Here is a 13,031-nt window from a genome sequence, read left to right as displayed (position 1 = left end):
GGACGCTGCGGCTTGCCGTTCACGGCCTGGTCCTGACGAAAAGTGTGCTCAGGCACCGGTCGTTAGGCCTTGAGGGCATAAAGGGGGGAAAGGTCGCGTTGACACCCGTGGTCGGGGTTCCCTAAAGCCTGTGCGCGCGCTCCCACGCCAGACTTCTTCGAAGATTTGAGAAATATTCGCATGTCGAATGCCAAGGACTCGTCTGCCGTGACCACCGGTCACGTCATGCAGCCGAACGGTCGCCCCCGCCCCATGTCGCCCCATCTTCAGGTCTGGCGCTGGCATGTCACCATGCTGGCCTCGATCCTTACCCGCGTGACCGGTAGTGCCCTGTATGTCGGTGCGATTCTGGTCGTCGCCTGGATCGCGGCCCTGGCCAGCGGGGCCGAGGCCTATGCCACCTTCGTCGGCCTGGCCGGGTCGCCGCTGGGCCTGCTCGTCTGGTTCGGCTTCACCGTTTCCCTGCTCTATCATTTCGCGGCCGGTGTCCGGCATCTGATCTGGGATGCCGGAGCGGCCCTGACTCCCAAGGCGGCAGACGGCCTGTCGTGGGGCTCGATCGCATTCGGTGTCGTCGCCTCCCTGGCCTTCTGGGCCTATCTGTTTGCCGCCGGGAGGGTCTCGCTGTGAGCCGCACCACCAGTCAGTACCGCAACGGCGTCAAGGTCTCCGAGAATCACGGCGCAGGCGAATGGAAGGCCGAGCGTCTTTCGGCCCTGATCCTGGTCCCGCTGACCCTTTGGGGGCTGTGGGCCGCAGCGACGCTGTCCGGCGGGGGCTATGACGGTGCGCTGGCCTGGTTCCGCAGCCCGGTGAACGCCGCCCTGCTGGCCGTCACCCTAGTTGCGACGCTTTGGCATATGCAGATGGGCGTGAAAGTCATCGTGGAGGACTATATCCACAAGGCGGGGACGTTGAAGCTGCTGCTTGGTCTCAACACCCTGATCTGCCTTTTGCTGGCGCTTGCCAGCGTGTTCTTTATCGCCCGACTGGCGCTGGGCTCAGCCCCGCTGCCGGCCGGTCTCGGAGCCTGAACCTTGGCCAGCTATGAATTCGTCGATCACGAATACGATGTTGTCGTCGTCGGAGCCGGGGGATCGGGTCTGCGGGCCGCGCTCGGAGCAGCGCAGCAGGGCCTGAAGGTCGCCTGCGTCTCCAAGGTTTTCCCGACCCGCTCGCACACCGTGGCGGCCCAGGGCGGCATCTCCGCCTCGCTTGGCAACATGGGGGAGGATTCCTGGAAATGGCACATGTACGACACCGTCAAGGGGTCGGACTGGCTGGGCGACCAGGACGCCATCGAATATCTGGTCCGCGAGGCCCCCAAGGCCGTCTACGAGCTGGAACACTGGGGTGTGCCCTTCTCGCGCACCGACGACGGCAAGATCTACCAGCGCGCCTTCGGCGGCATGACCAAGAACTATGGCGAGGGCCCGGTGCAGCGCACCTGTGCTGCCGCCGATCGAACCGGCCACGCCATCCTTCACACCCTGTATGGCCAGTCGGTGCGCCGCGAGGTCGAGTTCTTCATCGAGTATTTCGCCCTCGACCTGATCATGCAGGACGGCACCTGCACGGGCGTCACCGCCTGGAAGCTGGACGACGGCACCATGCACCGGTTCCGCGCCAAGCTGGTGATCCTGGCCACCGGCGGCTACGGCCGCGCCTATTTCTCGGCCACCAGCGCCCACACCTGCACCGGTGACGGCAATGCCATGGTCCTGCGCGCCGGCCTGCCGCTGCAGGACATGGAGTTCGTCCAGTTCCACCCGACCGGCATCTATGGCGCCGGCTGCCTGATCACCGAAGGCGCGCGGGGCGAGGGCGGTTATCTGACCAACTCCGAGGGCGAGCGGTTCATGGAGCGCTATGCGCCCTCGGCCAAGGACCTCGCCAGCCGCGACGTCGTCAGCCGGTCCATGACCATCGAGATCCGCGAAGGCCGCGGGGTCGGTCCGAACAAGGACCACATCTATCTGCACCTCGACCACCTGGATCCCAAGGTGTTGCACCAGCGCCTGCCGGGCATCTCGGAATCGGCCAAGATCTTTGCCGGCGTCGATGTGACCAAGGCCCCGATCCCGGTCCTGCCGACCGTTCACTACAACATGGGTGGCATCCCGACGAACTATCACGGCGAGGTCCTGACCAAGGTCGGCGACAATGCCGACACCGTCGTGCCCGGCCTGATGGCCGTGGGCGAGGCGGCCTGTGTGTCCGTGCACGGCGCCAACCGTCTGGGTTCGAACTCCCTGACCGATCTGGTCGTGTTCGGTCGCGCTGCCGGCCTGCGCGCCGGCGAGGTCGTGGACAAGGCCGCCAAGGTGCCTGACGCCCCGGCCCATTCGACCGACCGTCACATGGCGCGTTTCGACCGCTTCCGTCATGCCAATGGCGACACCCCGACCGCAAAGCTGCGTCTCGAGATGCAGCGGGCCATGCAGTCCGACGCGGCCGTGTTCCGCACGGGCGAGACCCTGGACCAGGGCGTCGCCAAGCTGCGCGACATCCATGCGCGCGGCCAGGACATCCGCACCACCGATCGCGGCCTGATCTGGAACACCGATCTCGTCGAGACGCTGGAGTACGACAACCTGATCGATCAGGCCCTGGTCACGATCGAGAGCGCCGCCAACCGTCAGGAAAGCCGAGGAGCCCACGCCCGCGAGGACTTCCCCGACCGCGACGACGAGAACTGGATGAAGCACACGCTGGCCTGGAAGACCCAGGGCGACGGCGTGCTGATCGATTACCGCCCCGTGCACGAGTACACGATGTCCACCGACATCGAGTACATCAAGCCCAAGGCACGGGTTTACTGAGGTCCGACGATGGTTGAACTCACTCTCCCCCGCCAGTCCAAGCCGACCAAGGGCCGCGTCCACAAGGCGGCTCCGGGCTCGAAGGACGTCAAGACCTACAAGGTCTATCGCTATGATCCCGAGGTGGATGCCAATCCGCGCTGGGACACGTTCGAGGTGCCGACCGCCAATCACGGTCCGATGCTTCTGGACGCCCTGATCTACATCAAGAACGAGATCGACCCGACCCTAGCCTTCCGCCGGTCCTGTCGCGAGGGCATCTGCGGGTCCTGTTCGATGAACATCGACGGCCGCAACACCCTGGCCTGCACCAAGGGCTGGGACGAGTGCTCGGGCGACAACATCTCGATCGCGCCCCTGCCGCACCAGGCCGTGGTCAAGGATCTGGTGACCGACCTCACGCTGTTCTACGCCCAGTACGACTCGATCAAGCCCTACCTCCAGTCCGACGACGTCGATCCGACGACCGAACGTCTGCAGACGCCGGAAGACCGGGCCAAGCTGGACGGGCTGTACGAGTGCATTCTGTGCGCCTGCTGCTCGACGTCCTGCCCGAGCTACTGGTGGAACCAGACCGAGTACCTGGGCCCCGCAGCCCTGCTGCAATCCTACCGCTGGATCGCCGACAGCCGTGACGACAAGACCAATGAGCGGCTCGATGATCTCGAGGACCCGTTCAAGCTCTATCGCTGCCACACGATCATGAACTGCGCCCAGGTCTGTCCCAAGGGGCTGAACCCGGCCAAGGCCATTGCCGAGACCAAGAAGCTGATGGTCAATCGTCCGGCAGACCGCGTGAAGCAGCCCGCCTGATCATGGCCAAGGTCACCTACATCGAGCACGATGGCAAAGAGCATACGGTGGACGTGAAGCCGGGCCTGTCCGTCATGGAAGGCGCGATCCGGAACAACGTCCCGGGCATCGACGCGGACTGCGGCGGGGCCTGTGCCTGCGCGACCTGCCACGTCTATGTCGATCCCGACTGGGTCGCCGTGGCGGGCAAACCGTCGGCGATGGAAGAGTCGATGCTCGATTTCGCCGAAACGGTGGAGCCGAACTCGCGCCTGTCCTGCCAGATCCGGGTCAGCGATGCGCTGGACGGCCTGATCGTTCGCCTGCCGCAAAGCCAGCACTGACGCCCGTCGGCGTCACGCCATCCCGTACCCCTGATCCGACATCCAGGCCCGACGCTCGACGTCGGCCCTCAGAAGTTCGGCCGCCTGTTCGTCGCCAACCCCGGCCTGGGCCAGTCGCTCCATGGCACGGTACATCCGTTCGCCTGATCCGATCAGGCTGATGGGGTCGGACAGGGCCTCGTCCTGTCGGGCCAGATCGGCATCCAGGGCGCTGAGGAAGTCAGCCAGTGCGCGGTCATTCATGTCATGTGTCTCCATCGGGCTGCCGACCCGCGTGCAGCCTATGACGGCGAGAACAAAAACGGAACACAGCTGTCTTCGAAACCCGTGGACAAGTGAGCCTGGGCCCGGACGGCCGCCGCGATGCCAGGACGCCGGCCGCAGCGATCAGGCGGGTCGCCTCCACGAGTATCCGACCGCGGGGCCCGACGGCCCTGACGCCACCAGGATCGGTAATCTCTTCAAGGTAGGCACCCTGAAGAAATCTGCAGAATGTTGACGCAGGATAATGCCGGTCGACGGAAGATGGCGGATTGTGGCTCGGCGGCAGGAGGGGGTGATGACCAGCTACGAGTTCCTGATCGATGGCCTTGATCGCCATCGGACGATCGAGGAGGTTGCGGCCCGCGATGACGACGAGGCGCGTTCGCTGGCAGAACTTCGTTTGCTCCTGAGTGGCGATTTTTCCTCGATCGCCGTCCGCAAAGGCGGCAAGGCGCGCTTCGAACTGCATCGCGACAGACCGCATGGGGGTCGGGTCTCGCTGGATCCCGGACTGCAGCCTCCCGGGGCTGCCCCCTCAGGCTGACAGGCCGCTCTGAAACATCGCGCGATCGCGGCAATCACACATGGTCTTGATGGAACCGGATGACGGCTGCGTCATTCGTCGATCAGTACCCGGAGTGAGCGCATGGACTGTTACTTCTGCATCGTGAACCTGCCCGGCAAGATGGGGGCCGATGTCTGTGTGCTCGCAGCGGCCGACGACGTTTCAGCCATGACAGCAATGGCAGACCGGGCGCTCTACTGGGTCGGCTACGAGACGATCTTCCTCTATTATGGCGAGCGCTTTGTCGGCAGTCTTGCCGACGGGAACAAGGGCTTCCCCAGTGCCTGGCCCGAGCGAAAACCGGTTCGCGCCACCCGAGCGCCAGGTTCACAAAGGAGCGCCAGGTTTCGTCAATCTGCGGCTTCGGAAACAGTCGTCCGCAAGGCTGGCTGATACAGGCGAGGCGGCTATCTTCAAACCTACACAAGCGCTCGCCGCCCGTAGCGGCCAGACGCTGGAATGAAGGAAAGGAATGGTGGACGCGACAGGGATTGAACCTGTGACCCCCTCGATGTCAACGAGGTGCTCTCCCGCTGAGCTACGCATCCGCCAAGACGGTTCCGGGAACGCCCCGGAACGGGAAGGAGCGGTCTATACCCCGCACCTCTGGCCAATCGCAAGGCCCTTTTCGGACGAAGTTGGGGCGATGGCCCCGAACCCGTCCTTCAGGCCGCGATCATCCGGTCGACTTCATTGACCAGGTCGCGCAGGTGAACGGGCTTGGACAGCACCTTGGCCTGCGGGCTGGCCTGGGCAGCAGACAGGGCGACGGCGGCAAAGCCGGTGATGAACATGATGCGCAGGCCAGGCTGGCGGGCGGCAGCCACGCGAGCCACCTCGATCCCGTCGGCGCCCGGCATGACGATGTCGGTCAGCAGCAGGTCATAGGGACCGTGCTCCAGGGCGTCGATGGCGTCGTCCCCGTTCTCGCAATCGATGACCTGATGCCCGGCCCGCTCCAGCGCCCGCGTGAGAAATCCGCGCAGCGATGCGTCGTCTTCAGCCAGAAGTATGCGTGCCATGGCGTGGGTCGTCTCCGGAATCGAGCGTCACGCTAGGTCCGGAACGGTAAACCAGCCATGAAAATCACCGTATGGGCGAAGCCGTCGCTGTGGATGGACCGGCAAATCGCGGTATGGCCGGAGCAATGATGTCGTCCGCTCCCGATCCGGTGACCCCCTTCGACCTGACCCTGCCTGCCGGCGAGGCGGGAGCCCTGGTGTTCGCCTCGCCCCACTCGGGTGCGCTGCTGCCGGACGATTTCGGGCCGGTCGCAGGCCTGGCGCCGACCAGTCTGCGCAGTGCCGAGGATGCCCTGGTGGACCGGCTCATCTCATCGGCTCCGGATGTGGGCATCCCGGTCATCGCCGGGCGAATTTCCCGCGCCTATCTGGATCTGAACCGGGCACCGGACGAACTGGATCCTGCCCTGATCGAGGACTGCCCGGGGGTGGGCCCTGGCAGTGCCAAGGTCCAGGCGGGTTTCGGCGTTATCGCCCGACGGGCGGGGGATGGGGCGGCGCTTTATGATCGCCGCCTTACCCTGGAGGAGGCGAAGGGGCGGGTGGCGCGTGTCCATGAGCCCTACCATGCGGCGCTTGCCGAGAGGATGGAGGCGGCGCGCGCATCCCGCGGCGTGGCGATCCTGATGGACTGGCACTCGATGCCGTCGCGCGCCGCCGGCGGCCAGGGACGCGGCAGGGGTGGGCGATCCTCGCGCAGTGTCGATGTGGTGATTGGCGACCGGCATGGCTCATCCTGTTCCGCCCGGGTGACGCGGCGACTGCGCGCTCTGTTCGAAGGTCTCGGCTGGATCGTGGGCCTGAACCAGCCTTATGCGGGGGGGTACTCGACGCAGATCTGGGGACGGCCCGAAGCCGGGTTCCAGGCGATCCAGATCGAGCTGAACCGCGCGCTCTATTTCGACGAGCTGCGTCTGGAGCCGTCGGCGGACTATGACCGGACCCGGACGGCGCTGGGTCGGATCATCGCCAGCCTCGCGGCCGACGACTGGCGTCTCTGACCTGTCTTCAGGCAAAAAAAGAGCCGCGCCCGAGGGCGCGGCTTTAAAAGTCTATAGGGAGGAAACGCCCAGGAAGGGCAAGACGCCCGGAGGCGTCACAGGAAAACTAGGTTGCGATGCACAATGCGTCAAGATGGGATTTCATAATCGTCATCACGGCTGGTTACGATGTTTTCTGCCCATTCCGACAGCATGCAGACGTTTTCAGTGCATGATCTTGCCGCATTTCCCTTCGCGCGGAAATATTGCAGTTGCGAACCCGCCATTTACGGCGTCGTGTTCGCATCCAGCAGGCGTTTTGCGGTCCGGATCGCCCGCGCGGCCGGAGATCCTGCCTGACGCCAGACCAGCAGGGAAAAGGCCGAAGCGACGCCCAGCGCCAGCCACAGGGGACCGAAAAGCCAGGCGGCTGCCGCCAATGCGAAATAATAGCCCCGCACCCCCTGACTGAAGGCGCTGAGGGCGGGATTCAGGACGTCTGCGGTGGCCTTGCCGAAGGCGACCTTGTCGTGCTCGGTATGCACTTCGGGCGCTGCGCCGATCAGAGCCAGGGCATAGTTCATCTGACGGATGGACCAGATGAAATCCAGCAGCCCGCGCGCCAGACACACCAGAACGAGGGCCAGTTTGGCCTCCAGCAACTGGATCGGCACGTCCTCCGCCCCGACGGATGCAAACCCTTCCAGGGCACCCTGACCGCCGAACAGAATCCCGCCCACCGCCGCGATCAGCAGCAGGTTGGACGATGCGAAGAAGGAGCCGGAGTTGATCGAATGCCCCAGCAACTGGCTGTCCAGCAGGCGCATCTCCCGGTGTGTCATGGCCGTCATCCAGGCCTGACGGACGGTGAGCATGTCGTCGTTGAGCGAGCCTGACCCGCGCGCCAGCAGCTTCAGCAGCGGCCCATAGCCCAGCCAGCAGATAAAGAAGAGTACGAGCGCCGCCCAATCCAGCCAGGTCATCGTCGGTCTTGCGTCCTCGGTTCGCTTCGCACCCGCACAAGATAGGGCACCTCGGTGACAGATGCGACAGACCCGGCGCTTCCTCTTCCGTGCGCTTGCGTTATGTGTGCGCCATGGCCCCCAATGATACTCCCGCCGAGATCTTCAAGCGCGCGCTGGCGCATGCGGCCCGGGCCCTGGCCGAGCAGTCGGAGCTCGAGGTCGTGTTCGGTTCGGATGGGCCGCGCCTGTCGAACCATCAGCTGACCCTGCCCCATCCGCCGCGCGATCCGTCGGGTCCCGAGAGCGCGGCCCTGCGGGGTCAGGCCGACCGGCTGGCGTTGAGGCTGGCCAATCACGACGCGGGTCTGCATGCCCGGCTCAGGCCGGCCGATACCCGCGCTGCCGACGTCTTCGAAGCGGTGGAGCAGGCCCGGGTCGAGGCCTATGGCTCCCAGTCGCTGGCCGGCGTGCGGGCCAACATGAATGCCGCCCTCGTCAACCGGCTCGAGAAGATGGGGGCGCTCCGGGCCGAGGCCGAGCGCGTCCCCGTGGCCGAGGCCGTCGCCCTTCTGGTGCGCGAGCGCGTCACCGGAGAAGCTTCGCCCCAAGGCGTCCGGGCCATGCTGGACCTTGTCCGAGCCGGGCTGGAGGGCCGCGCCGGGTCAGAACTCGACCGGCTGGCCCTGACGGCGAACGATCAGGACGCCTTCGGTCGCGCCATGAAGGATGTGCTGGTCGCCCTGGACATGGATCCCGGCGACGGGCGAGGCGAGGACTCCTCCGACGACGCGGGCGAGGACGAACCCGATCCGCAGAAGCCCGAACCCTCCGACGAACAGGAGCAGGACGAGGAGGACGAGGGCGGCGGCGAGGGCGGCCAGTCGATGGACGGCTCGTCCGAAGATCCCGACGCCGATCAGGAACGCGACAGCCGTTCCGAGGGCACCCCGACCGAGATGGACGGCGACGCCTCCGACGACGGGCCGGAAATGAACGAAGGTGCCCTGCCAAACCGGCAGGCGAACGCTGATGACGGACGCGATGCGTCGGCCTATCGCGTTTTCACGACCGCCTATGATGAGGTTGTCGACGCCGCCGACCTTTGCGACCCCAGCGAACTGGAGCGGCTCCGCGCCCTGCTGGACCAGCAGCTGACCATTTTGTCGTCCGTCGTGGCGCGGCTGGCCAACAAGCTGCAGCGCCGCCTGATGGCGCAACAGAACCGGTCCTGGTCGTTCGATCTGGAGGAGGGGGTGCTCGACACCGCCCGCCTGACCCGTGTGATTACCGATCCGACCAGCCCGCTCAGCTTCAAGGCCGAGAGCGAGAGCCCCTTCCGCGACACGGTCGTCACCCTGCTGCTGGACAATTCCGGCTCCATGAGGGGGCGGCCGATCATGGTGGCGGCGGTCTGTGCCGACATCCTGGCCCGGACGCTGGAGCGGTGCGGGGTCAAGGTCGAGATCCTGGGCTTCACCACCCGCGCCTGGAAGGGTGGCCAGGCGCGCGAGGCCTGGATCAGCGCCGGCAAGCCGTCCATGCCGGGCCGGCTGAACGACCTGCGCCACATCATCTACAAGGCGGCCGACTCGCCCTGGCGTCGGTCGCGCAAGAACCTGGGCCTGATGATGCGCGAGGGCCTGCTGAAGGAGAACATCGACGGCGAGGCCCTGACCTGGGCGCATGACCGGCTGCTGGCCCGGCCCGAGGCCCGGCAGATCCTGATGGTCATCTCGGACGGATCACCGGTCGACGACTCGACCCAGTCGGCCAATGCCGCCCTGTATCTGGACAAGCACCTGCGTCAGGTGATCGAGCGGATCGAGACCCAGAGCCCGGTCGAACTGGTGGCTATCGGCATCGGCCACGACGTCACCCGCTGGTACCGGCGCGCTGTCACCATCGTCGATGTCGAGCAGCTCGGCGGCGTCATGATCGAGAACCTGGCCCAGCTGTTCGAGGCTGCCCCCAAGACCGTCGCCACCGGCAAGGCCCGGCCGGGTGGCCGCATGCGGCGGGCCGCATGATGCCGGTCCCGTGATGCGGGCCATGGCGCGCCTCGGTCTGGTGTCCGCCCTGCTGCTGGCGGCCGCCTGCGCCGGGATCGACACCAGCCGACCGCTGGACAGTGACACGGGCGACCGTCCGGTCCGGATCGAGGCGCGAGCCACGCCTCTGGGGCCGGTCGGGGCGACCCTGGCCGAGGGCGTCACCTATGCCGGTGGCCTGACCCTGCGAGGCCCTGAGTTGCACGGCCTGTCCGACCTGAAGGTCGTGGACGATACGGCCTGGACTGTCAGCGACTTTGGCACCCTGATCCGGATGCGACTGGTCACTGACCCCGCGGATCGGCTCAGCGGGATTGCGGGCGCAACATTGCGCCCGCTGATCGATCCGGACGGTGCTGTCCTGTCACCCAAGCCGAGGGCGGATGCCGAGGGGATCGCCATCCTCGACGACGGATCCGTCCTTGTCAGCTTCGAGCGCGATCACCGCATCTGGAACTATGGCCGCGGGGCCACGGCGCGACCTGTCCCCGTTTCCCACCCCGCAGTCATCTTTCCGGACAATGGCGGGATGGAGGGGCTGGCCTCGGCCGGGAACGACGGCTGGCTGGTCCTGGGCGAGGAGTCCGGGGGGTGGGTCTGCCGCGGTGCGGGCTGCGCGGCGCTGCCCGCCTATCCCGCGATCGGAGCCGACGGCTTTCGCGTGACCGGGGCCGATCGCGATCCGTCCGGGGGCTGGTTCATCGTCGAGCGCAGCTTTTCGCCCCCGCTGGACATGCGCGCTCGGGTCCGTCGGCTGTCGGAGGACGGCACCCTTGGGCCCGTCCTCATTACGCTTCGCCCACCCGCCTCCGTCGACAACATGGAGGGGATCGCCGCCGTCGCGACGGCGAAGGGCACGCGGCTTTATCTGCTGAGTGACGACAACGACAATCCGCTGCAGCGGACCCTGCTGCTGGCGTTCGATCTGGCGCGCTGACTAGTTGCCGTCCGGAAGCCGGGAGCCCTGCATCCGCCGCAGTCTTTCCTGGCTCTCTGTCCGCTCGCGAACCTCTGTTGCGGCCGTGCGGCAGACGCGGCGCGAGAAATTGGATCCGGTCACCCGCTCCATCCGGCAGACCCGGGTGGTGCTGGAATCCGTGGTGCTGACGGCGGTCCGCGGTGGACTGACGGAGCGGTTCTCCATGACTGTGACCTGCTGAGACAGCAGAACCGCCGCTACGGCGCCGACGATAGTCACGGACATGCTGAACCCCCGATCCAAGATCGGAGAACAATGCACTCCCGGGGTCAGGTTGCAACCCCGTGTCGGGCCTTCAGACCCGTTCGGACACCTTGATCGCCACCCGGCACCCGACCTTGATCACTGCGGACAGCAGCCGATAGGCCGGAGCCTCGCGGCTGCCGTGTTCGATGGCGTGATCGTGGTGTTCCAGTTCCTCGTCACGGAACTGGGTCAGCTCGGCCGCCAAGGCCGGCTCGCGGTCGGCCAGTTCGACGATCTGGTCGGCGTAATGTTTCTCGATGACGCTTTCGACCGCCTCGGTGCAGGCATGGGCGGCCTTCTCGCCCATCAGGGCCGTGCCCACCCCCAGCCCGACCGCTGCGATATGCCAGAGCGGCAGAAGGGCCGTCGGCCGGACGCGGTGTTCGTTCAGCAGGGCATCGAACCGCGCCTTGTGGACGGCCTCATGCCCCTGCATCTCGGTCAGGTCCCGGGTCAGACTTTCCTTGCCGCGCAGGCCCTCGAAGACGGCACGCTGGGCCTTGTAGATCTGGACGGCCCCGTACTCGCCCGCGTGATCGACGCGCAGGATTTCAGCCAGCCGCGCCCGCCCGGCGCCGCGCCCGGGACGGGGCAGGGGAATGTCGCGGGAGGGATTGTCGGCAAACGTCATCTTGGCCACTCGAACTCAGCGCCCCGGGGCCCGGGCATCCTTCGGGCGCTTGGAGGCAAACAGGCTGAACCCGGCCAGGGACGCCGCGATCAGCGTGTTCCATCCTGCCATGGACAGGCCGAGGAAGGACCACGTCACCGCGTCGCAGCCGACGAAGGTGATCGGCGCCGACGTCCCGAGAGCAAAGGCCGTCAGCCCGTCGAGGCTGAGGGCTCCACCAGCGGCCGAACAGGTCGCGGGCAGGTCCCACCATTTCAGTTCGCCCCCGGCGTGGAAGCCCGCGGTGATCGCACCCGTCGTGAAGACCGCAAACAGCAGGAAGGAGGCGATGCGGGGCGTGCCCCGGCTGGCCCGGCTGACGATGGCCCAGCCTGTCGCGACCGCCGCCACGGCCACGGCCGCCCAGTAGGTCTCGCGCTGCTTGAGGCACAGATTACAGGGTTCCAGCCCCGCAAAGCGCTCGAACGCGTGCGCAGCGCCCAGCATGGCGAGCGACAGGGCCAGCGCAAACGCCGTCCACCAGCGGGTCAGGAGCACAAAGGCAGATCTCATCGTGTCTGTTTAGACGGGACCGGGCACGGCGTCGATTGCGCCTGACGCCCCATCGTCTATGACGCCGCCCATGACCTTGCCCCTGACCGAGATGCCGCGGGATCAGCACAGCGACGACGATCGCCAGGATCTGGCGCGCCTGCTGCGTCGCCTTGCCGACGATGGGGCCGGGACGGGGCTGACCGTGGCCGAGATCCGCGACCGGCTGGACGAACGCGCCTATGGGCTGCTGGTCCTGATCCTGGCCATCCCCTGCCTGGTCCCGGGCCTGTATGGCGTGCCCCAGGTCGTCGGCCTGGCCATACTGATCCTCGCCTTCCAGCTTCTCCTCGGGCGCGAAGAGCCCTGGCTTCCGCGCTGGTTCCTGAACCTGCGGGCTCGCGCTGCCTGGCTCGAGGGGATGGCCGATTTCACAGAGAAGCGGCTGGGCTGGCTGGAACGGCTGTCGCGGCCGCGGCTGAAGGCATTTTCCGTGGGCCCGGGCGAGCGGTTTGCAGCGATCTTCATGATCCTGGCCACGGTCACCATCGTCCTGCCGATGACCAACACGATCCCGTCCGTGGCCCTGTCGCTGCTGGCAGTGGGGCTGATCCAGAGGGACGGGCTGTTCGTCCTGGCCGGCGCTGCCGTGGCCACCGGGTGGGTCGGTCTGCTGTCGGCCGTCGGGGTGGGGCTTCTGCTCGGGGCCGACTGGGCGCTGCGGCTGATGCCGGGGATGTGATCGCCATTTACGGCTTGTGGCGACGGGGCGGCCCTGAACCCGCATCCTGCGCCTTGGCTTGAGGGCCCCGGCCCACTAGGTTCCGCCGCAATCGGGCCGG

The 13,031-nt window shown here is 66.6% G+C and carries 17 protein-coding genes and 1 tRNA gene; 11 read left to right on the top strand and 7 right to left on the bottom strand.

The annotated features are described in order from the left end of the window. The first annotated feature begins 180 nt into the window (after nt 1-180). Genes sdhC through GGR13_RS01695 form a run of 5 tightly spaced genes read left to right on the top strand, consistent with a single transcriptional unit; the run spans nt 181 to nt 3,958 of the window. The gene (sdhC, locus tag GGR13_RS01715; protein WP_246347630.1) at nt 181-630 is read left to right on the top strand and encodes a succinate dehydrogenase, cytochrome b556 subunit; all 450 of its coding nucleotides are present in this window, start codon (nt 181-183) and stop codon (nt 628-630) included. Beyond that, nucleotides 627-1,034 (top strand): succinate dehydrogenase, hydrophobic membrane anchor protein, encoded by a 408-nt coding sequence (gene sdhD, locus GGR13_RS01710; RefSeq protein ID WP_183211725.1) that lies wholly within the window; start codon nt 627-629, stop codon nt 1,032-1,034. The genes sdhC and sdhD overlap by 4 nt, the downstream gene beginning before the upstream one ends. Nucleotides 1,035-1,037: 3 nt before the next feature. Beyond that, nucleotides 1,038-2,822 carry a succinate dehydrogenase flavoprotein subunit gene (gene sdhA / locus GGR13_RS01705; protein ID WP_183211724.1) on the top strand — a complete coding sequence of 595 codons (1,785 nt, stop codon included), beginning with the start codon at nt 1,038-1,040 and terminating at the stop codon, nt 2,820-2,822. Between the two features lie 9 nt (nt 2,823-2,831). Further along, entirely contained in the window at nt 2,832-3,635 is an 804-nt protein-coding gene (locus tag GGR13_RS01700; RefSeq protein ID WP_183211723.1) for a succinate dehydrogenase iron-sulfur subunit, read from the top strand. A 2-nt stretch (nt 3,636-3,637) separates the two neighbouring features. Then, nucleotides 3,638-3,958 carry a 2Fe-2S iron-sulfur cluster-binding protein gene (locus GGR13_RS01695; RefSeq protein ID WP_183211722.1) on the top strand — a complete coding sequence of 107 codons (321 nt, stop codon included), beginning with the start codon at nt 3,638-3,640 and terminating at the stop codon, nt 3,956-3,958. A 12-nt stretch (nt 3,959-3,970) separates the two neighbouring features. On the opposite strand, the gene GGR13_RS01690 is transcribed toward GGR13_RS01695, so the two are convergent. After that, the gene (locus tag GGR13_RS01690) at nt 3,971-4,201 is read right to left on the bottom strand and encodes a hypothetical protein (RefSeq protein WP_183211721.1); all 231 of its coding nucleotides are present in this window, start codon (nt 4,199-4,201) and stop codon (nt 3,971-3,973) included. Between the two features lie 316 nt (nt 4,202-4,517). Here GGR13_RS01690 and GGR13_RS01685 point away from each other — a divergent pair, with 316 nt between their 5' ends. Beyond that, the gene (locus tag GGR13_RS01685; protein ID WP_183211720.1) at nt 4,518-4,766 is read left to right on the top strand and encodes a hypothetical protein; all 249 of its coding nucleotides are present in this window, start codon (nt 4,518-4,520) and stop codon (nt 4,764-4,766) included. Nucleotides 4,767-4,868: 102 nt separating this feature from the next. Next, the gene (locus tag GGR13_RS01680) at nt 4,869-5,180 is read left to right on the top strand and encodes a hypothetical protein (RefSeq protein ID WP_183211719.1); all 312 of its coding nucleotides are present in this window, start codon (nt 4,869-4,871) and stop codon (nt 5,178-5,180) included. 80 nt (nt 5,181-5,260) lie between these two features. Here GGR13_RS01680 and GGR13_RS01675 read toward each other — a convergent pair. Both GGR13_RS01675 and cpdR read right to left on the bottom strand, forming a co-directional pair. After that, nucleotides 5,261-5,335: transfer RNA gene (locus tag GGR13_RS01675), tRNA-Val, on the bottom strand. Between the two features lie 117 nt (nt 5,336-5,452). Continuing rightward, complete coding sequence (gene cpdR, locus GGR13_RS01670) at nt 5,453-5,809, bottom strand: cell cycle two-component system response regulator CpdR (RefSeq protein ID WP_183211718.1); 357 nt, start codon at nt 5,807-5,809, stop codon at nt 5,453-5,455. A 71-nt stretch (nt 5,810-5,880) separates the two neighbouring features. Between cpdR and GGR13_RS01665 the strand changes: the two genes are divergently transcribed. Next, nucleotides 5,881-6,810, top strand: a complete 930-nt coding sequence (locus GGR13_RS01665) for an N-formylglutamate amidohydrolase (RefSeq protein WP_246347629.1) — start codon at nt 5,881-5,883, stop codon at nt 6,808-6,810. Between the two features lie 266 nt (nt 6,811-7,076). Here the strand turns inward: GGR13_RS01665 and GGR13_RS01660 are convergent, their stop codons facing one another. Then, nucleotides 7,077-7,772 (bottom strand): DUF599 domain-containing protein, encoded by a 696-nt coding sequence (locus GGR13_RS01660; protein ID WP_183211717.1) that lies wholly within the window; start codon nt 7,770-7,772, stop codon nt 7,077-7,079. A gap of 113 nt (nt 7,773-7,885) precedes the next feature. Here GGR13_RS01660 and cobT point away from each other — a divergent pair, with 113 nt between their 5' ends. Continuing rightward, complete coding sequence (gene cobT, locus GGR13_RS01655) at nt 7,886-9,781, top strand: cobaltochelatase subunit CobT (RefSeq protein ID WP_183211716.1); 1,896 nt, start codon at nt 7,886-7,888, stop codon at nt 9,779-9,781. Between the two features lie 22 nt (nt 9,782-9,803). Continuing rightward, nucleotides 9,804-10,739: an esterase-like activity of phytase family protein gene (locus tag GGR13_RS01650; protein WP_183211715.1), complete on the top strand. Its 936-nt coding sequence runs from the start codon at nt 9,804-9,806 to the stop codon at nt 10,737-10,739. Here GGR13_RS01650 and GGR13_RS01645 read toward each other — a convergent pair whose 3' ends face one another. The 3 genes from GGR13_RS01645 to GGR13_RS01635 form a co-directional block, all read right to left on the bottom strand. Next, nucleotides 10,740-11,006 (bottom strand): hypothetical protein, encoded by a 267-nt coding sequence (locus tag GGR13_RS01645; protein ID WP_183211714.1) that lies wholly within the window; start codon nt 11,004-11,006, stop codon nt 10,740-10,742. 70 nt (nt 11,007-11,076) lie between these two features. Further along, on the bottom strand, nt 11,077-11,658 hold the full coding sequence (locus GGR13_RS01640; RefSeq protein ID WP_183212262.1) for a demethoxyubiquinone hydroxylase family protein: 582 nt from the start codon (nt 11,656-11,658) through the stop codon (nt 11,077-11,079). Nucleotides 11,659-11,673: 15 nt separating this feature from the next. Next, complete coding sequence (locus GGR13_RS01635; RefSeq protein WP_183211713.1) at nt 11,674-12,210, bottom strand: disulfide bond formation protein B; 537 nt, start codon at nt 12,208-12,210, stop codon at nt 11,674-11,676. Between the two features lie 70 nt (nt 12,211-12,280). Here GGR13_RS01635 and GGR13_RS01630 point away from each other — a divergent pair, with 70 nt between their 5' ends. Then, nucleotides 12,281-12,931 (top strand): exopolysaccharide biosynthesis protein, encoded by a 651-nt coding sequence (locus GGR13_RS01630; protein ID WP_246347628.1) that lies wholly within the window; start codon nt 12,281-12,283, stop codon nt 12,929-12,931. Nucleotides 12,932-13,031: the final 100 nt, after the last annotated feature.

The organism is Brevundimonas variabilis, assembly GCF_014199945.1.
GTDB classification, from domain to species: Bacteria; Pseudomonadota; Alphaproteobacteria; order Caulobacterales; family Caulobacteraceae; genus Brevundimonas; species Brevundimonas variabilis.
The sequence above is the reverse complement of the archived record's forward strand: the minus strand, read 5'-3'. Positions and strand labels throughout refer to the sequence as shown.